Source organism: Salmonella sp. 741265116_PST, from assembly GCF_046567715.1.
GTDB classification, from domain to species: Bacteria; Pseudomonadota; Gammaproteobacteria; order Enterobacterales; family Enterobacteriaceae; genus Salmonella; species Salmonella enterica.
The window spans coordinates 131086-150620 of record NZ_JBKFPH010000004.1 but is presented as its reverse complement, the minus strand read 5'-3'; the positions used below and the strand labels follow the sequence as shown (position 1 = coordinate 150620).

At 54.1% G+C, this 19535-nt stretch carries 12 protein-coding genes and 2 pseudogenes; 1 reads left to right on the top strand and 13 read right to left on the bottom strand.

Going from position 1 to position 19535, the window contains the following annotated elements:
* Window positions 1-67: 67 nt before the first annotated feature.
* Window positions 68-1534, bottom strand: a complete 1467-nt coding sequence (guaB, locus tag ACLD11_RS04710) for an IMP dehydrogenase (protein WP_411014608.1) — start codon at window positions 1532-1534, stop codon at window positions 68-70.
* A gap of 160 nt (window positions 1535-1694) precedes the next feature.
* Here guaB and xseA point away from each other — a divergent pair.
* Window positions 1695-2765 (top strand): annotated as a pseudogene (gene xseA, locus ACLD11_RS04705) (exodeoxyribonuclease VII large subunit); the annotation flags it as partial.
* Here xseA and ACLD11_RS04700 read toward each other — a convergent pair.
* From ACLD11_RS04700 to ndk, 12 genes and pseudogenes are all read right to left on the bottom strand, one after another.
* Window positions 2747-6487, bottom strand: a pseudogene (locus tag ACLD11_RS04700) (adhesion domain-containing protein); the annotation flags it as partial. The pseudogenes xseA and ACLD11_RS04700 overlap by 19 nt on opposite strands.
* A gap of 120 nt (window positions 6488-6607) precedes the next feature.
* On the bottom strand, window positions 6608-7567 hold the full coding sequence (locus tag ACLD11_RS04695) for a SinI family autotransporter-associated protein (RefSeq protein WP_411011398.1): 960 nt from the start codon (window positions 7565-7567) through the stop codon (window positions 6608-6610).
* Window positions 7568-7624: 57 nt separating this feature from the next.
* Window positions 7625-9817 carry an intimin-like inverse autotransporter SinH gene (gene sinH / locus ACLD11_RS04690; RefSeq protein WP_411014607.1) on the bottom strand — a complete coding sequence of 731 codons (2193 nt, stop codon included), beginning with the start codon at window positions 9815-9817 and terminating at the stop codon, window positions 7625-7627.
* Between the two features lie 344 nt (window positions 9818-10161).
* A complete protein-coding gene (locus ACLD11_RS04685; RefSeq protein WP_183058967.1) occupies window positions 10162-10383 on the bottom strand; it encodes a zinc ribbon domain-containing protein in 222 nt (73 codons plus the stop codon).
* An 88-nt stretch (window positions 10384-10471) separates the two neighbouring features.
* Window positions 10472-11944 carry a ribosome biogenesis GTPase Der gene (gene der, locus ACLD11_RS04680; protein WP_000249411.1) on the bottom strand — a complete coding sequence of 491 codons (1473 nt, stop codon included), beginning with the start codon at window positions 11942-11944 and terminating at the stop codon, window positions 10472-10474.
* A 116-nt stretch (window positions 11945-12060) separates the two neighbouring features.
* Complete coding sequence (gene bamB, locus ACLD11_RS04675; RefSeq protein WP_411014606.1) at window positions 12061-13239, bottom strand: outer membrane protein assembly factor BamB; 1179 nt, start codon at window positions 13237-13239, stop codon at window positions 12061-12063.
* 10 nt (window positions 13240-13249) lie between these two features.
* Complete coding sequence (locus ACLD11_RS04670; protein WP_350427253.1) at window positions 13250-13870, bottom strand: YfgM family protein; 621 nt, start codon at window positions 13868-13870, stop codon at window positions 13250-13252.
* Between the two features lie 13 nt (window positions 13871-13883).
* Window positions 13884-15158: a histidine--tRNA ligase gene (hisS, locus tag ACLD11_RS04665; RefSeq protein WP_411014605.1), complete on the bottom strand. Its 1275-nt coding sequence runs from the start codon at window positions 15156-15158 to the stop codon at window positions 13884-13886.
* A gap of 110 nt (window positions 15159-15268) precedes the next feature.
* The gene (gene ispG / locus ACLD11_RS04660; protein ID WP_000551815.1) at window positions 15269-16387 is read right to left on the bottom strand and encodes a flavodoxin-dependent (E)-4-hydroxy-3-methylbut-2-enyl-diphosphate synthase; all 1119 of its coding nucleotides are present in this window, start codon (window positions 16385-16387) and stop codon (window positions 15269-15271) included.
* Window positions 16388-16413: 26 nt separating this feature from the next.
* Complete coding sequence (gene rodZ, locus ACLD11_RS04655; RefSeq protein WP_411014604.1) at window positions 16414-17412, bottom strand: cytoskeleton protein RodZ; 999 nt, start codon at window positions 17410-17412, stop codon at window positions 16414-16416.
* 291 nt (window positions 17413-17703) lie between these two features.
* Window positions 17704-18870 (bottom strand): bifunctional tRNA (adenosine(37)-C2)-methyltransferase TrmG/ribosomal RNA large subunit methyltransferase RlmN, encoded by a 1167-nt coding sequence (locus tag ACLD11_RS04650; RefSeq protein WP_000003206.1) that lies wholly within the window; start codon window positions 18868-18870, stop codon window positions 17704-17706.
* Between the two features lie 205 nt (window positions 18871-19075).
* Window positions 19076-19507, bottom strand: a complete 432-nt coding sequence (ndk, locus tag ACLD11_RS04645; protein ID WP_000963846.1) for a nucleoside-diphosphate kinase — start codon at window positions 19505-19507, stop codon at window positions 19076-19078.
* Between the last annotated feature and the right edge of the window lie 28 nt (window positions 19508-19535).

Genomic DNA, 19535 nt, shown 5'->3' with positions numbered 1-19535 from the left:
ACGCTTATTCCGAGGCAAGTGAAACAGATTAAATAAATCGCCCGACACGAAGGTCGGGCGAAGAAAATCAGGAGCCCAGACGGTAGTTCGGGGACTCTTTGGTGATGGTCACGTCGTGAACGTGGCTTTCCTGGATACCCGCACCGCTGATACGCACAAACTCCGCTTTAGTACGCAGTTCGTCGATGGTAGCACAACCGGTCAGCCCCATACAGGAACGAAGGCCGCCCATCTGCTGGTGAATGATCTCTTTCAGGCGACCTTTATAGGCTACGCGGCCTTCGATACCTTCCGGCACCAGTTTGTCGGCAGCGTTATCGCTCTGGAAGTAACGATCAGAAGAGCCTTTGGACATCGCGCCCAGCGAGCCCATGCCGCGGTATGATTTGTAAGAACGGCCCTGGTAGAGTTCGATTTCGCCCGGAGACTCTTCCGTACCGGCCAGCATAGAGCCCACCATCACGGCGCTCGCGCCTGCGGCGATGGCTTTGGCGATGTCGCCGGAGAAACGGATACCGCCGTCAGCGATAACCGGAATCCCGGTGCCTTCCAGCGCTTCCACCGCGTCGGAAACAGCGGTGATCTGTGGTACGCCCACACCAGTCACGATACGAGTCGTACAGATAGAGCCAGGGCCAATACCGACTTTCACCGCGCTGCAACCGGCTTCCGCCAGCGCGCGAGCACCTGCGCCCGTCGCAACGTTGCCGCCGATGATTTGCAGGTCAGGATATTTAGCGCGGGTTTCACGGATACGTTGCAACACGCCTTCAGAGTGACCGTGAGAAGAGTCGATCAGCAGAACGTCAACGCCTGCCGCCACCAGCGCGTCAACGCGCTCTTCGTTGCCCGCGCCTGCGCCGACCGCCGCGCCGACACGTAAACGGCCCTGCTCATCTTTACAGGAGTTTGGTTTACGTTCCGCTTTCTGGAAATCTTTTACGGTAATCATGCCAAGCAGATGGAAGTTATTATCAACCACCAGCGCTTTTTCTACGCGTTTTTCGTGCATTTTTGCCAGTACAACTTCACGGGCTTCGCCTTCACGAACGGTCACCAGACGCTCTTTCGGCGTCATGTAAACGCTCACCGGCTGGCTCAGGTCAGTCACAAAACGCACATCACGACCGGTGATGATACCCACCAGTTCATTATCTTCAGTCACCACCGGATAGCCCGCAAAACCGTTACGCTCGGTCAGGGCTTTCACTTCATGCAACGTGGTGGTTGGCAGGACGGTCTGGGGGTCGGTCACTACGCCGGACTCGTGTTTCTTCACGCGGCGAACTTCTTCCGCCTGGCGCTCAATAGACATGTTTTTGTGGATAAAACCAATGCCGCCTTCCTGGGCCAGGGCAATTGCCAGGCGCGCTTCCGTCACGGTGTCCATCGCCGCAGAAAGCATAGGAATATTCAGACGAATGGTTTTCGTCAACTGCGTGCTAAGGTCGGCAGTATTCGGCAGAACGGTGGAGTGAGCGGGAACAAGGAGGACGTCGTCAAACGTCAGGGCTTCTTTAGCGATACGTAGCATGGGCAATATCTCACCTGGGAGGTTAATAAATATTGCCGCGGCATTATACAGAACGTAATCGGTTGCATCTACATTTTTTTGCAAATAGTGCTTGCGATCCCCTGTGAGCAGGTTACTATCGATTGAATAACCTGCTGATTTAGAATTTGATCCCGCTCACATGTTATCCTCTCAAACTTCCTCAATTTTTACCGTAAGCCGCCTTAACCAGACGGTTCGTCTGCTGTTAGAACAGGAGATGGGGCAGGTATGGATCAGCGGCGAGATTTCTAATTTCACGCAGCCTGCGTCGGGCCACTGGTACTTTACGCTCAAAGACGATACCGCTCAGGTGCGCTGTGCGATGTTCCGTAACAGCAACCGCCGGGTGACGTTCCGTCCGCAGCACGGGCAGCAGGTGCTGGTACGCGCCAATATTACGCTGTACGAGCCGCGCGGCGATTATCAAATCATCGCCGAAAGTATGCAGCCGGCTGGCGAAGGCTTGTTGCAGCAGAAATATGAGCAGCTAAAAGCCAAACTGCAGGCCGAAGGCTTGTTCGATCAGCAGCATAAACAGCCGTTGCCCTCCCCGGCCCACTGCGTTGGGGTGATCACCTCGAAAACCGGTGCGGCGCTGCACGATATTCTCCATGTGCTAAAGCGTCGTGACCCATCCCTGCCCGTAATTATCTACCCGACTGCGGTCCAGGGCGACGATGCGCCAGGACAGATCGTTCGCGCCATTGAGCTGGCGAACACGCGCGGCGAGTGTGATGTACTGATCGTCGGACGCGGCGGCGGTTCGCTGGAAGATTTGTGGAGTTTTAACGACGAACGCGTGGCGCGGGCTATTTTTGCCAGCCGCATTCCGGTGGTCAGCGCCGTCGGTCACGAAACGGACGTCACGATAGCTGATTTTGTCGCCGACCTGCGCGCGCCGACGCCATCAGCAGCGGCAGAAATTGTCAGCCGCAATCAGCAGGAGTTGTTGCGTCAGATCCAGTCCGCCCAACAGCGTCTGGAGATGGCGATGGACTACTATATCGCCAACCGTACTCGTCGCTTTACCCAGCTTCATCACCGTTTGCAACAGCAACATCCGCAGCTGCGTCTGGCCCGTCAGCAGGCCGTGCTGGAACGGCTGCGTCAGCGGATGAATTTCGCCCTTGAGAATAAGATTAAGCAGGCCAATCAGCGCCAACAGCACGTAAGTCAACGCCTGAGCCAGCAAAACCCGCAGCCGCGCATTCCGCTCCAGTAAGAGCGGTTGATGGGCCAACCCTGGGCAGTTTTTATCGTTCGCCTTGGGTATTTGCTGTACAGCGAATCCAGCGCCGCAACGGAAGGATAATAACCCGCAGCACAATTGTTCGGGTTATTTTTCCCACTATTCGGCCCGTAAAACCCGGCCCAGACTTCATTATCCTCCGTAAACAGAGAGATATTCGTCGTACTGCTCAGTTCGTTGTAAAGCAACGGGCGTTGATATACCGCACCGTCCGCCGCCGTTAACGACGGCAGCATATGCCCCCACATATGGGCGACGTCAACGTCCGGGCTGGTGACAACGGTAATAATGGTGTCGATACTGGCGCTCACGGTGGCGTTTTCATAAAGCGTCGCAATCAGGGCCGTCAGGGTACCGTTGGTGTCCGGGCGGGTGACATTGATAATGCGGGTGCCGTCAGTGCCAACCTGCATCCCCATTTTGGTGGAGGACCAGGCCAGAGATTCGCCGTCGATCACTACAGGCGTTACCAGTTGTTCTGGATCGTCGCCTTCCCTGGAGCTATGTTTCTCGCCCTGGCGGGTATAACCGTCGCCGCGAGTGAGCACAAACGGCGCTTCCGGGATCGGGTTACCGCTGGCATCCTTCACCGTCACCTTGAGCCGCATCGTATCGCCCTTTTTCACTTTAACCGCGTGGACGCCGCTGCCGTCATACCATTGCGACGCGTCTACCGGCTCAATGGTGATAGCGGCTGCCACCGGGTTATCGCTGGCAAGACAACTGGAATAAATCGAGACATTGCCGTTCGCAAATTCACTGCCACTAAACAGCGAGATCAGTTTCCATGTGCTGGCGCTCTGGAAGGTGGACGACCAGTAGTTAAGCAATGTCGGCCACCCCTGGGTGCTTTTCATCGCGCCGCCGCTGTTGGCGCTGTACAACGCCTCAAGCTGGTCGATGCGCGGTAGGCGACTCGCCGCACAACCGCCCGCGTCCGGGTTGCCTGCCGCGTCAGGGTGCAGAACGCGCGCCCAGGTTTCGTTGGCTTCATCCTGGGTACGCACCGGCGTAACTTCATCCGCCAGCTTCGGTCGCTCAAAGGTCAGATCGCCGACGGTGATGGTGTCGGCCATATGGCCCCACATTTTGGCCGCTGGCGTATCCGGGCTGGTGGCGACGGTAAACTTCACACTGCGAGAAACTGGCGTATTGATGTATGAATCGGCAGGCACGATGCTTAACGGCGTCAGCAGCCCCACCCCCTTGTTTTGGGTGAGAATAATGGTCGCATCGCCGTTGGCGTCGGTGATCCCGTGATAAACCTGCCCGGCAACGTAGCCGACTCCGTCAAACTGCATCTCGCCGTTGCTGGTATCGGTAAAGCCGGTCGTCAGCCCGTCGCGCCGCCTGCCGTTCGCCATGGTGACGGTGAAGTCGGTGTAGGCGATCGTCATGTCGTTGAGAGCGTTGCGTGAATGAACGTTCAGCTTAATCTGTTCACCCACTTTGGCGTCGGCGTTTTTGATCACCGGGTCGTCATTGAAGTAAACGTCCAGCACCGCCACCATTTCATTGGCCGAGCAGGTCAGATAGTTAGGCTGATTGGTAAATTTGCCGCTATTACCGTTTTCCAGGTTGACATGCACCGTTCCCGACTCGTCATTATCCGCCGCAATAAAGAAGTCACTGGTCGGCCAGCCGTGCTCACTTTCCATCTTGCCGCTGGCATTCTCACTGTACAGATGTTCAAGCGATGATTGATCTGGCACCTGGCCAGTGCCGCACTGCGCGGTGGCCTTATCGACTGAATTAAACGTCGCCCATTCTTCATTATTTTCACTGAACTGACCGTCTTTATGACTGGCCTCAACCGCCAGCTGCGGGCGCTTATACAGGTTGCCTGCATCCACCACGCCCTGCATATGGCCCCACATGCTGGCGCCGTCCACGTCCGGGCTAGTGATCACGGTGAAAATCACGCTAAAGGGCAGCTCAACGTTGCCACCTTCATCATCCGGCATTACGATGCGGATTGGCGTTTCTACGCCCATGCCGCTGTCATGTTTTAACGTCAGGTGTGCCTGACCGTTGGCGTCGGTCACACCGGTATAGTGCTCCGGCGACGAGGCGCGCATATCTTCGGAATTGATGGTAACCCGTTGGTTATCCCACGCGTCCTGATGCTCTCCTTTGCGGTTTTTCGCTGGGTCAATAAACAGCTCCATATAGCGATAAGGCAGCGGCTTTTGCGTGTCCCGATCTACAACGGTCATCACTAAATCAATCGATTCCCCCACTTGTGCTTTATAAGGCCCTTGCGGGGAGAGGGTAATCTGCGGGTGTGCCGCAGGCTGGGCCTTATCCACACAACTGACCAGCAGCGTGTCGCTGTTGGCGGCCCTGATGACCGACGCGCTGTTCATATGCACGGCAGCGTGGTAATTGCTCATCTGATCTTTGGTTGACGACCAGTATTCTGCATCGCCCGACACCGGCCAGCCGGTCCAGGTTTCCAGCGTGCTGTGCTCATGTCTCAGCTGCACCAACTGTTCGGCATCCGGCAGAATGTCGCAATGGTTATCAGCGCCGCTCCAGGTAAACAGCGCCCAGGTTTCGTTGGTATCCACAACGGTGCTATTTCCGCTGGTTTCCGCCGCCAGTTTTGGCCGGTTGAAGGTGTAGGTCGTACCGTTCAGCGTCGCCGTGGCGCTCTCGATCATATGACCATACATGTTGGCCTTATCACTGTCAGGGCTGGTTATGGTAGTGAAAATGACGTCGACATTGTCGGTCAGCGTGGGATAGCCAGCCGAAGAGACGATAAGTCGCGTTTTTACCCCTGGACCGTTCTCTTGCGTCACCACCACCGTGGCGTTACCCTGCCCGTCCGTAACACCATGATATTCCGCTTGCGTGGTCGTCAACTCAGTATCGCCAACATGCACCGGGTTAGCGTTGTTGACCTCACCCTGGCGGTTTTTTGCATCCTCACGGCGGATCACGAAAGCGGTATTCGGCTCCACGTCGCCATTACAGGCTTTGGTGGAGATGGTAAGGGTAATGCTCTCCCCAGCTTTGACTTTCGAGGCTTCAAAATTAGCGTCAAAATGATCGCCGCTCGCGGAAACGGGATCGCTCACCGCCGGTTTGATATTCAGCGTCACTTTTGGGCTAAGCAGCGGAATGATCGCATTATTCGGCACGCCAGTGCTGGTGTAGAGCCACAGCGCGGGAACCGTTGTTTCATCTTCTACCTGCGCCCAGGCAACCAGTTGCCGCCCGGCGAGGTTTTGAGCGCAAAAGGTCTGGTTGAGAATCGGCTGCGGCGAGAGCGGTGTGTCGGGCGTGGCGGCATCGGCCCACACCAGGCTCATTACCGGCGGCTGCTGATTTTCCCAGGCAATGGTGGGCGGCTCGCTAAAGAGATCGCCTTCCGTATCAGTGGAATTGACTGCACGCATCGAGGTTGGGGTGGCATCAGCGCTAAAATCGCGCGGCATGGCGGTGAACGCAATATCGTAGGTTTGGGTTGGGTCAAGCAACACACTTCCCTGATAAACGGGAATAACCGCGCCGTCAGCGCGGGGCACAGTGCCATTAACCTCGCCGGTAGCCGAATGTAGCTGTTGCCAGGTCCCCCCTTTCAACAGCGCCTGCGCAGGCGCGATCGAGGCCGTAAACATGACCAGTAACGTCACCAGGAAAGATAAAACTTTATTCACTTGTCGATTCTCTTCCATGAGCGATAACCACCCGTTTTAATGCTCTATCCGTTATTCAACCCACTTTGCTTAGCGTGCGGCTAAGCAAAGTGCGCGGAAAATACCACTCCCCGCAGGGAGTGGTATGTTGAGGACAACTTATTTGCGTCTGTAGTCGATGGACAAACTAAAGCCCTGGACGCCGTCGCTACCCACGGTAACGCCGCCGTCTGCTCCCTCGAACGCTGTTTTCGCATCGGCGTTGGTGAGTGGGATGACAAGGTCTTTATCGTTCCAGCTTTCGTTAACGATACCACCGGTGCCAGTGCCTGCAATTTTACTGGTGCCGACGAATTTCCAGCGGTAGTCATACTGGTCGGTAACGTTTTCACCGGCATCATAGGTGCCGTTGCCGTTCTTATCGCTCCACAGTAATACCTGATAGGTGGTATTCGTTTTGAGTGTCGTCCCTGTATTCTTCAACAGGTTGGTATTCGAATCTTTCTCATGAATAACCACATGGACGTTTTCATCCACCACCGGACCTTCCGGAATTTCGTCATCATCCGAACCACCGCCCGCATTGGTCGACAGGTCTTTCAACAACAGTTCGGTTGCCACGGCAGGGTCACCAGTGGTGGTGGTTGGCGTGATTTTGATACCGATATAACGATCCGCATCAGCGGCCTGGATTTCATAACTGTCACCAGTACCAAGATCTTTGGGGTCGCTGCCATTCTGGTCACTAAAGCTCACCCATTGCACGGTGGCTTTAGTTGCCGTGTTGTCGGTGTCCAGGTCACCTTCCGTATCGCCAATCGCCCAGTTCACCGTGACCTTATCGCCAACGTGAAACTGCTTATCGCCTTCGGTCGTAATGGTCCTTGAGCCGCGATCGATAGTTACCGTCACGTGATCTTTGTCGGTATCCGCAGTTTTATCCGCCGCACGGGTAATCCACGGCACCGAACCCTGAATGGTGCCCGTTGTGTCACTGACAATCTGCCACTGGCCCGATTTCAGATTACCGTTTGCAGCCACCGCGGGTGCGGCACAATATCCGGCAACGACTAACGCTAAAGCGACCTTCGTCAGCCGCCGTTTTACTGTCATTTGCATTAAGACACTCCTTTTCTTCAAAATTCAGCGGCTGGCTGGTCAGCCATAACGCTGACGCTATTTCTGGCTATACGTAACGCGTATACCGTAACCCTGAACGCCATCTTCCTCATTGGCGGTAAATCTCTGCGCCGCCTCTTTATTGGTCGCTGGCAGGACAAGATCTTCATTCATGGTGTTGGCCAGCGCGCCGGTATGTCCGTTTGTACTTTGCCCGGTAAACTCCCACTGATAGTCGTACAGCGCCATCTCTTCTTCCGTGAGCTGCTCGGACATCTGAAAAACATTGTCTTTATTCTTGTCGCGCCACAGCAGGAAACGGTAGGTATTATTGACTGTAGGGTGCTTATCTTCTTTGCCGATAAGGTTGACAGGGTTGGCGGCTTTGACCTGATAAATCAGCGCATTCAGCGCGCTCAGGTCGTCGCCGATAAAAGTGACATCAACGTAGTTACTGTCGCCATAGGCGTCTGCTTTCGCCTTCCAGCGGAAAGTGCCCGGCAGGGTGCTGGAAAGCGTCACCGTCCCCGCCTCTTTGTCACGGCTGGCAATAAACACGCAGGGGGTTTCCGTGGTGCAGGACGTCTGGGCCAGGGTGACTTTTTTATCATTACTGTCGTACAACTCTGGCGTCATGGCATCGTCCACCAGTTCGTTACCATTGCGATCCGTGGAGTCGCCAAAGGAATCGGTGATCAGGAGATCCATCACTACGCCGTCTTCGCCATCGGCCAGCGCGCTGGCTTCATGGCTGTGATCGCTGCGATCGGTATCGGCAATGTTGTCGACGATCAGTTCAATTTTGCGATCCTGCTGGACGGTGATTTCAACCACGCCGGAGTTCTGCTTATTGCCCTTTTCGTCTTCCAGCGTCATGCGTACTTTCCAGGTGTTCAGGGCGGTGCGCTGCTCTTCGGTATCGGCATTAACCCAGGCAGGAAGCACCAGATTCCAGCTGTTATTGTTGCCTTCGGTTAACGCATCCGCTTTTACCACTGGCATCACCAGCGTACGGGCGGCGTTGTTTTTCGCCTGCCAGGAAGCAGAAATAATTTTGTAATGATGGTTAATCAGCGCGTTGACCGTCCACTTACATTTCTCCAGCCCCACCGCGGCCTCAGGCGTATCTTCAATCACACATTCAGGGTGTTCGTTGGTGGCGTCAGCCTTCAGCCACAACGTGACGTCCAGCGGATCTTTCTCGCGATATTCAAGAACGATGAAATTGTTACGATCGACAAAATCGGTACGACTACCCATTAAGGAGTGCTGAATTTTGACGTTTTCCGGATCGAGTTGCGCCGCCAGTGGCGTGCCTATCTGGTAGTTCACGGTCGCGTTAACGCTAAAATCGTTACTATCGCCAGTACCAGCTTTGTAATCCGTACCAACCGTGACCAGCGGTACCGGCGTATACTCCAGCCCCAAAGTGACGGCATGAGGATCTTTTTGCAGATTATCGGTGCCAAACAGCGCCACTTCATCGCCGTAGTACTGTTCGTAAACTAATTTAGCGCCAAGCTGCGGATAAAAGGGCAGCCAGCTTTCCATGCGGATATCCCATCCGCGCGCGGGCCGTTCTTCATAAAAGTCGAAATCTTTGGAATCCTTCCAGTCAGAAAGAGGATGGTAATAGTTGCCGGAGAATTTCAGGTAATCCGTCCAGGCTTCGGTTCCCAGACCTAATCGACGGTGACCGCGCGTAAAATCGTAGTCATAGAATGCGTTGCCGCCAAGCAGCCAGTTGCCGACATTCTGGCGCACGCCAAGCCCAACGTTACCAATGGTGCGGTCTTCCTTACGCTGAGCCGAAATCTGGCTAAAGAAAAGCGTGCTCTGGTTGTCATACCAGGGAATAAAATAATCCAGCGAACTGCCGTCCAGATCGCCGCCTTCGCCAATAGATAAACTGGTGCGAACTTTACCATAAGGCGAAAGCATACCTTCGAGATAGGATTGCGCAGAAGACGTGACTTGCCCTTGAATATAACCGCGCGCCTGGGATTCCAGCGCTTCCGGGGTGAGGTTATCAAAGCCCTGGGTGGCGGAATTAATAAAGTAGTCTGCGCCCTGTTCTTTAAAGGTCTTTCCTTTATTTTCCTGTTCTTCTTTTTTCGCGGATTCGCTGGCTAAATCAGGCAGGGAGGAGTGGCTTTCATCATTTGCAGATACAGAGTTATCTGCGCCGGAAGCCGCAACTGATACTCCAGACACTAATAGCAAAACCAGAATGCGAATCCTTCGCACCATATGATATCCCTGTCGTTAAATAAACACGCCGCTATGAAACAATATTATATGGATGATTCACATGGAATCATAACTAACAAGGCTAAATATATTCCTAAAAAGAAAAGTTTAATATGAAACAGAGTTATATTATTGATATAATAAATAAAAAGAAGGCTGTTATTTATTTCTAATATTAATTTTCTGGAATAATATTCACTGTAAATAGTTGAATAAATAAAAATAATAAAATAGCCGCGGGCAGGATACTATGCTGATATTACAGGAATATCGAATAACTCTTTTGCCCTTAGCCGGATAAGACGTCGGTGCCTCTGCTCTGCGGCGCAACGTCGACAGCGGTTTTACTGATCGGAAATGACGAAATTAACCCGTTTTTTTGAAATTAAACCATGACCATTCTGGCAAAAATAGTCCACTGCGCCGCAGGCTTTCAAAACCTGTAACGGCTGGTGGCAGTCAGGACAAATTGCCTGTAACGAGAAATCTTTAGCGCATGTCTTGCAATGCGCTGTATCGCCATTGCGCTCCAGCGCGTGATGGCAAACGGGGCAGGTTATTTCCATAACATTCTCCTCAGGCGCGTGACTCACTTTTACTTGAAAGGCCTGATAGCGTTGCGCTTGTCAGGCCTGGAATATTACTGAAAAAGCACTACTTGCTTTTCTTGATATGTTTCATTAGACGCTTACGTTTGCGCATTTGCGTTGGCGTCAGTGTGTTACGCTTGTTCGCATACGGGTTCTCCCCTTCTTTAAACTGAATGCGAATCGGCGTACCCATCACTTCCAACGACTTGCGGAAGTAGTTCATCAGATAGCGCTTATAGGAGTCTGGCAAATCTTTTACCTGGTTGCCGTGAATGACCACAATCGGCGGGTTATAGCCGCCAGCGTGGGCATATTTTAGTTTCACACGGCGACCGCGCACCAGCGGCGGCTGATGATCTTCAACCGCCATCGTCATGATACGGGTCAGCATCGCAGTACTCACCCGGCGAGTGGAACTGTCGTAAGCCTCGCGTACGGACTCAAACAGGTTACCGACGCCGCTGCCGTGCAGTGCAGAGATAAAATGAACGCGGGCAAAATCAATAAAGCCCAGACGGAAATCCAGCGTCTCTTTCACCTGCTCTTTGACTTCCTGGCTCAGGCCATCCCATTTGTTGACTACGATAACGAGTGAGCGCCCACTATTGAGGATAAAGCCCAGCAGAGACAAATCCTGGTCAGAGATCCCCTCGCGCGCATCGATAACCAACAGTACGACGTTAGCGTCTTCAATCGCCTGCAACGTTTTAATCACCGAGAACTTTTCTACCGCATCGGTGATTTTTCCGCGCTTACGCACCCCCGCCGTGTCAATCAGCACATATTCCCGCTCGTCGCGTTCCATCGGGATATAAATGCTGTCGCGAGTGGTGCCCGGCATGTCGTATACCACCACGCGCTCTTCGCCGAGAATACGGTTAGTGAGTGTGGACTTACCTACGTTCGGGCGACCGACAATCGCCAGCTTTATCGGCAGGCTTTGCGGGTCAAAATCATCTTCCGGCGCTTCTTCGCCATTTTGTTCCGCCTCGAATTGCGCCCAGTATTCCGCGTCTTCATCCACCTCTTCCTGCGGCGCGACATCATCCATCCACGGCAGAAGCACATGTTCCAGCAGGCTCAATACGCCGCGACCATGTGAGGCGGCGATAGGGTAAATTTCGCCTAATCCCAGCGAGTAAAAATCGACAACCGCCTGATCGGGATCGAGACCATCCGTTTTATTCGCCACCAGGAAGGTCGGTTTTTCACGGGAACGCAGATGTTTGGCAATCGCTTCATCGGCTGGCATCAGTCCAGCGCGCGCATCTACCATGAATAACACCACATCCGCTTCTTCAATCGCCAGCAGCGACTGTTCCGCCATCCGCGTTTCGACGCCGTCTTCGGTGCCGTCAATACCGCCGGTGTCGATACAGATAAACTCGCGGCCTTCAACTTCCGCACGACCGTACTTACGGTCACGAGTCAGACCCGGGAAATCCGCAACCAGCGCATCTCGGGTGCGGGTCAGACGGTTAAATAGCGTGGATTTTCCGACGTTAGGGCGCCCGACAAGCGCGACCACAGGTACCATGTTTAAAGCCTCATTAAAAAAATCATCAGACAACGCGCGCATTTTGCGCCATTGTTAAAAACAGGAAAACGGCCCCTACACCAGGAGCCGTTTTTTAAAACGCACAACCGTGACGATTAACGCGTAATCGCGTAGACCGTACCGTCTTTGGCCTGGATGAGCAGTTTACCATCCGCCACCATCGGTTCGGTCAGAAAACCGGAACTGTCTACTTTTTGTTGGGCCACAAAACGCCCGTCATCAACATTAATCCAGTGCAGATAACCTTCGCTATCGCCGACGACTAAATCACCATTATACAGCACCGGGGAGGTCAGCAAACGGTGCAGCAGATCGCTTTGCGTCCACAGCGTTACGCCGCCGTCAGTGGTCAGCGCCAGCACGCGATCGTTCTGATCGACCAGGTAGATACGGTCGCCGTCGACGATAAAGTCATTGACCGAACCCAACTCGCGTTTCCACATAATCTGACCACTGCGCAGATCCAGCGCCGTTAAGTTACCATTATACGCCAACGCGTAAACGACGCCGTTTACCACAACCGGCGTGGTATCGACGTCGCTCAGACGGTCAATTTCCGTTGGGCCAGTGGCCTGGGAGATACGCTGTTGCCAAATCATCTGGCCTTGTTGCATCAACACGGCGCTGACGCGACCATTGTCACCACCAACGATAGCCGCGCCGAACGCGGTTGCCGGCGCAGATTCGCCGCGCAGCGACAGCGAAGGCATATCCAGGTTCACCGTCCATTTAATGGCGCCATCCGCCTGATTTAGCGCCTGCAACTGACCGTTGCTGGTATGGATAAGGACGATTCCATCACTGACAACCGGACGAGACAACGCTTCGCCTGCGACCTTCGTCTGCCATGCTGTGGTGCCGTCGCTGGTATTCAGCGCATAAACCTCGGCCTTTTCACTGCCGATATAGACGTGACCGCCCGCGACCGTGACGCCGCCGGACAACAGCGCGGACGAACGAGAGAACCAGCCGTCTTTCTCGCCCAGATTCACAGACCAGATCTCTTTGCCATCATCCGCATTGAGCGCTTTTACCACGCCCGCGCGATCGGCTGCATAGACCACGTTATCTACCATTACCGGATGAAGGTTAGAATAAAAGTCGCCAATTCCGTTACCGACAGAGGTGCTCCAGACAGTGGTCGGAGTAAACTGGTTTTCAACTTGCGGTAATGGAGACATCTTGACGACATCTTCTTCGCCACTAAACAGTGAACAGCCGCTGAGCAGGGTAACGGAAAGCAACCCTGGCAGAAGTAATTTACGCAATTGCATCGGGTCCCTCTCAGATGGACAAATTATTGATTTTCATCTGCATCATTTCGCTCAACGCCGGAGAAGCATCGCTATTGACGCCCGCTTCCCATGCGCTGCGCGCGCCTTTTTTATCACCCTTACTCAGCAACGCTTCGCCGCGCAAATCAGCGACAATTGCCGTCCATCCTTCGCCTTTAACGGCATCCAGAGTTTTCAGCGCGGCGTCAGCTTGCTTAAGCTGCAACTGAACGCGAGCGAGACGCAGATTAATCACCGCTTTGAGATTTTCATCGCTGGTGGCCGCCAACCCCTGCTGCAACTGGGCTTCGGCTTTTTTAAGTTCATTCTTATCCACAAACTGCTGCGCCAGTTCCATAGACGCCAGCGCACCATAGGTATTTTTATTCTCAGCCGCGAATTTTTCAGCGGCGGGAATGCTATCCGGCTTATCGGCGCTTACCGTCGTCACCGCATTTTGATACGCCAGAGAAGCAGCACGCGCGGACTCCGTCTGATGGCTGCTCCAGTAACGCCAGCCAACCAGCGCGCCAACCCCTAAAATCACTCCGACAGCCAGCGCTTTGCCGTTTTCGGCAAAGAAGCGTTTAATCGCATCCACCTGGTCGTGTTCGTTCTCGTAAATTTCCACGCTGTCCTTCTCCTTAGCCCAATAAAGTGCGCAAATGCGCGGCGACGCTGTCCTGCGCCACTGCCGTTTGCTCACCGGAGCGCAAATCCTTCACTACAACAGTCCCATCGGCGACTTCAGATTCGCCAAGAACCAGTGCAATACGGGCACCCCACTTATCGGCGCGGGCAAACTGTTTCTTAAAGTTGCCGCCGCCGTGGTTTGTCATTAGCTTCACGCCTGGCATTTCATCGCGCAGCCGCTCCGCCAGCGTCATTGCCGCAGACTGCGTTTGTGCGCCGGCAGCCACCAGGTATATATCGACAACAGGAGAGGCAATAAATTCCGGATTAACTGCCTGAACTAACAAAACAAGTCGTTCCAGGCCCATCGCAAAGCCCACTGCCGGGGTAGCGCGACCGCCCAGTTGTTCCACCAGACCGTCATAACGACCACCCGCACAGACGGTGCCTTGTGACCCCAGACTGTTTGTTACCCATTCAAATACGGTGCGGTTGTAGTAATCAAGACCGCGTACCAGACGCTGGTTGACGGTGTAGGCAATCCCCGCCGCGTCCAGCAATTTACACAGGCCGGCAAAGTGCTCGCGTGAATTGTCATCGAGATAGTCGCCGAGAGCGGGCGCGTCGTTGAGCAGCGCCTGTACGTCCGGATTTTTGGAATCCAGCACGCGCAGCGGATTGGTATACATGCGGCGTTTGCAGTCTTCGTCCAGCGTCTCTTGATGCTGTTCGAGGAATGCGACCAGCGCATCGCGATAGTTCGCACGCGCCTCTAACGAACCAATAGAGTTCAGCTCCAGGCTAACGTGTTCAGCGATGCCCAGCGCGCGCCACCAGCGTGCGGTCAGCATAATCAGCTCCGCGTCAATATCCGGGCCTTGTAAGCCGAAGACTTCGGCGCCTAGCTGATGGAACTGACGGTAGCGGCCTTTTTGCGGACGCTCATGACGGAACATCGGGCCGATATACCACAAACGCTGTTCCTGATTGTACAGGAGACCATGTTCGATGCCGGCGCGTACACAGCCCGCCGTACCTTCAGGGCGCAATGTCAGGCTATCGCCGTTGCGATCCTCAAAGGTGTACATCTCTTTTTCAACCACGTCAGTAACTTCACCGATCGCGCGTTTGAATAACGGGGTCTGCTCTACAATCGGCAAGCGGATTTCACTGTAACCGTAGCTGCCGAGCACGTTTTTGAGTGTGCCTTCAATGCGCTGCCAGATGGCGGTTTCGCCAGGCAGATAATCGTTCATGCCGCGAATGGCTTGAATGTTTTTTGCCACGTTTATTCTCTTTCTGAATATAAAAATGAACCCTCAGCGCTTCCCCGAACGAACCGGGAGCCATGCGGGTTCAATCATACACGGGAAGCGCGCCGCTTCCCATCACGTTCTTATTTTTCAACCTGCAGCACGTCAATCCGACGCGCTTCGTCAAGTTGACTTGCTTTCGCGCGAATACGGGATTCAAGCTGCGCGATCATATCGTCGTTGTCGAGTCTGTCCTTACGCACGCCGTCTTCATACAGGCCGCTTTTCTTATTGCCGCCCGTCACGCCCAGCGTCGATACCAGCGCTTCGCCAGGCCCGTTCACTACGCAACCGATGATCGAGACGTCCATCGGGGTGATGATATCTTCCAGACGCTGCTCCAGCGCGTTCACCGTGCCAATAACGTCGAACTCCTGGCGAGAACAGGTCGGGCAGGCGATGAAATTGATGCCGCGCGCGCGAATGCGCAGCGACTTGAGGATATCGAAACCGACTTTGATCTCTTCCACCGGGTCGGCCGCCAACGATACACGCAGCGTGTCGCCGATGCCTTCCGATAACAGCAGACCTAAACCGATCGCCGACTTGACCGCCCCGCTACGCGCGCCGCCCGCTTCGGTGATCCCCAGATGCAGCGGCTGATCGATCTGTTTAGCCAATAAACGATAAGACTCAACGGCAAGGAATACATCGGACGCTTTTACGCTCACTTTGAACTGATCAAAGTTGAGACGATCGAGATGATCGACATGGCGCATGGCTGATTCCAGCAGCGCCTGCGGCGTCGGCTCACCGTATTTTTCCTGCAGATCTTTTTCCAGCGATCCGGCATTTACGCCGATACGAATAGGGATGTTTTTGTCGCGCGCGCAGTCCACCACCATACGAATGCGTTCTTCGTTACCGATATTGCCGGGGTTGATACGCAAGCAGTCAACGCCGTATTCCGCCACCTTCAGCGCAATGCGGTAGTCGAAGTGAATATCGGCAACCAGCGGGACACTAACCTGCTGTTTGATGAGCTTGAACGCTTCGGCGGCGTCCATTGTCGGTACAGAAACACGAACAATGTCTGCGCCAACGCGCTCCAGCGCTTTGATCTGATTAACCGTCGCTTCCACGTCAGTGGTACGCGTGTTAGTCATCGACTGGACGGCGATGGGGGCGCCATCGCCAATTGGCACATTCCCAACGTAAATACGTGTCGATTTTCTACGTTGAATCGGAGCCTGGTTATGCATGAAAAATCTCCCGCGTTACCCGTCTGTTACTGCGCCGGTGTTGGTTCGGCATTAAGGGTCAGACGCGCAACCTGATTAGTTCTGATAAAGCGGCTCAGATCGACAGGTTTTCCTTGATACTGGATCTGCACCGCGGCCGGCGCGCCAATTTTAAGTTTATAAGGCGCCTGACCGGTTAGGTTTAAATTGCCATCTTTACGCTGCATACCGCTAAACAGCTTCTTACCCGTGGCGTCAGTGACTTCGAGCCAACAGTCAGCGGTAAAATTCATCACCAGCGCATTCGGATCGGCAGCAGGCGCCGCTACGCCAGCCTGACTGGTCGGCAGCGCGGACGGCGTTTCCGTTGCCGCTGGCGCGGCAGATGTCGCAGCCGTATCGACATTCGCCTGCGAAGGCGCGACTACCGTATTTTGCGTCGCCGCCGCCGTTGGCGCTGGCGTTTGCGTCGCCGTCGTCGAATCAACCGGCGCCGCAGGAGCCGTTTGCGCTGGCGTCGTATCCTGGCTTGTCGCGTCACGGGTGTCCAGCGGTACGCTTTGGCCGCTGTCTTTATCTGCGTTCAGTTCAGCCGTGCTTTGATCGGCCATTGTCGTGATCTCTTCCTGCTGCGCCTTATGGTTCTGCCACCACCAGGCGCCGGTCAGCCCTACGACCACAAACAGTACCAGCCAGGTAAAAGACATTAACCAGCCGTCGCGTTTTTTACGACGCTTTCCTAATGAGAAACTCTGCATCGGAGCAACTTTGGCGGCGCGCAGCGGGGCCTGCTTTTCCAGCCCCGGCAACAGTTCCTCTTCTGGAACATGCACCAGACGCGCATATGAACGGATATATCCACGCAGGAAGGTTGAAGCAAGATCGGACGGCGCCTTATCTTCTTCAATATCGCGTACCGTAGAAACCTTCAGGCAAAGTCGCTCAGCGACAGCCTGCTGGCTGAGTCCGAGTTGTTCACGGGCATTGCGCAGACGAACGCCGGTGGTTTGTGCTTCATTTTGGTCGTGCGTGGCTTCAGTATTCATTCGCTACAGCTACAGGTACGTGTAAATTAGGATTCAGGCGCCGACGAGCCGTAATGCCCGCCCACACCGCGAAACATCAGGTTAGTTAACCTTAGTCAGACAGTATAAGCCTGTCAGGCCGCAGATGACAAAACCGCTAAGACACAAGGCTAAACTCTTGTTGCACCATTACATACTGCCTTAAAGTCGACAAAAACGCACCGTTATTATTGACCAGACAAGTACAACGCCAGACATTATTCAACTGACATTGCGCCACGATATAATGAATGCACCGTGGCGCAACTGCTATCAAATAGCCTTGATGTCAATCACCTCTCCCTGCATACGCTTACGCAGGGTACGTTTAGTACGGTCAATCACATCGCCTGCCAACTGTCCGCACGCCGCATCAATGTCATCGCCACGCGTCTTGCGTACGATGGTCGTGAAACCATAACTCATCAAAACTTTAGAAAAGCGATCGATACGGCTGTTAGAGCTGCGGCCATACGGCGCGCCAGGGAACGGGTTCCACGGAATAAGATTAATCTTACAAGGCGTCTCTTTTAGTAGCTCAGCCAGTTGATGCGCGTGTTCAGTGCCGTCGTTGACGTGGTCAAGCATCACGTATTCAATCGTCACACGCCCCTGATTGGCGTTGGATTTCTCCAGATAGCGGCGAACCGCGCCCAGGAACGTTTCGATATTGTATTTTTTGTTGATCGGGACGATTTCGTCGCGAATAGTGTCATTCGGCGCATGTAAGGAGATAGCCAGCGCAACGTCTATCATATCGCCCAGTTTATCCAGTGCAGGCACCACGCCGGACGTTGAGAGCGTGACACGACGTTTGGACAGGCCGAAACCAAAGTCATCGAGCATAATTTCCATCGCCGGTACGACATTGGTCAGGTTAAGCAATGGCTCGCCCATCCCCATCATGACCACGTTAGTGATCGGACGCTGGCCGGTGACTTTGGCCGCGCCGACGATTTTCGCCGCCCGCCAGACCTGACCGATAATTTCCGATACGCGCAGGTTGCGGTTAAAGCCCTGCTGCGCAGTTGAACAAAATTTGCACTCCAGCGCGCACCCTACCTGTGAAGAGACACACAGCGTAGCGCGGTCGTCCTCCGGAATGTAGACCGTTTCAACGCGCTGATCGCCGACAGCAATCGCCCACTTAATGGTGCCATCTGAGGAACGCTGCTCTTCAACGACCTCCGGCGCGCGGATTTCCGCGACCTCTTTTAATTTGCCGCGCAACACTTTGTTGATGTCGGTCATCTCATCAAAATTATCGCAGCAATAGTGATACATCCATTTCATCACCTGATCGGCGCGGAAAGGCTTTTCACCTAAGTTTTTAAAAAACTCGCGCATCTGCTGACGGTTGAGATCCAGCAGGTTGATTTTCGTTTCGTTGTTAAGAACTACCGGGGTACTGCTTTCAGGTGTGACAATTTGTTCAGACATATGCTATTCCGGCCTCGTTATTACACGTTATGGCCCCTGGAGGGTTGAAAAAAGAAACGCCCCGGTAAGCTACTGCTCATCCGGGGGCGCTGCATTGTACAAATTCTGGCGTAAGGATGCCACGTCTGCACGCGGCATTAGCGAAAATAATATTTGAACCGATAATTTATCGCCAACGCATTTACAGCGTGAAAGACGAAGGAGATTAACGGGTGCGCGGGCACACTTCGCCTTCACCGAAGAAAAAGGCGATTTCGCGCTGCGCGGATTCCAGCGAATCCGAACCGTGGGTGCCGTTTTCAGTTAAGCTATCAGCGTAGTCGGCGCGCAGCGTACCCGCCAACGCGTTCGCCGGATTGGTGGCGCCAAGCAGATCGCGGTGACGCTGTACCGCATTTTCACTTTCCAGCACGGATACCACGATAGGGCCAGAGGTCATGAACTCCACCAGACCGTCAAAGAACGGCTTGCCGTCGTGCTCAGCATAGAAGCCGCGCGCCTGCTCAACGGTCAGGTGCAGCATTTTAGTGCCAACAATTTTGAACCCTGCAGCTTCAAAGCGCGCAAAGATGCTGCCAATAACGTTTTTTGCCACCGCGTTGGGTTTAATGATGGAAAAAGTCCGTTCAATAGCCATGTTTACCTCTGAAATATGTTCTGTTGTT

Bases quoted from the DNA above. Each gene is read 5' to 3' on its own strand.
- ndk (WP_000963846.1), bottom strand. From the start codon at position 19,507: ATGGCTATTGAACGGACTTTTTCCATCATTAAACCCAACGCGGTGGCA.
- rodZ (WP_411014604.1), bottom strand. From the start codon at position 17,412: ATGAATACTGAAGCCACGCACGACCAAAATGAAGCACAAACCACCGGC.
- ACLD11_RS04685 (WP_183058967.1), bottom strand. From the start codon at position 10,383: ATGGAAATAACCTGCCCCGTTTGCCATCACGCGCTGGAGCGCAATGGC.
- bamB (WP_411014606.1), bottom strand. From the start codon at position 13,239: ATGCAATTGCGTAAATTACTTCTGCCAGGGTTGCTTTCCGTTACCCTG.
- ACLD11_RS04695 (WP_411011398.1), bottom strand. From the start codon at position 7,567: ATGCAAATGACAGTAAAACGGCGGCTGACGAAGGTCGCTTTAGCGTTA.
- guaB (WP_411014608.1), bottom strand. From the start codon at position 1,534: ATGCTACGTATCGCTAAAGAAGCCCTGACGTTTGACGACGTCCTCCTT.
- ispG (WP_000551815.1), bottom strand. From the start codon at position 16,387: ATGCATAACCAGGCTCCGATTCAACGTAGAAAATCGACACGTATTTAC.
- ACLD11_RS04650 (WP_000003206.1), bottom strand. From the start codon at position 18,870: ATGTCTGAACAAATTGTCACACCTGAAAGCAGTACCCCGGTAGTTCTT.
- der (WP_000249411.1), bottom strand. From the start codon at position 11,944: ATGGTACCTGTGGTCGCGCTTGTCGGGCGCCCTAACGTCGGAAAATCC.
- sinH (WP_411014607.1), bottom strand. From the start codon at position 9,817: ATGGTGCGAAGGATTCGCATTCTGGTTTTGCTATTAGTGTCTGGAGTA.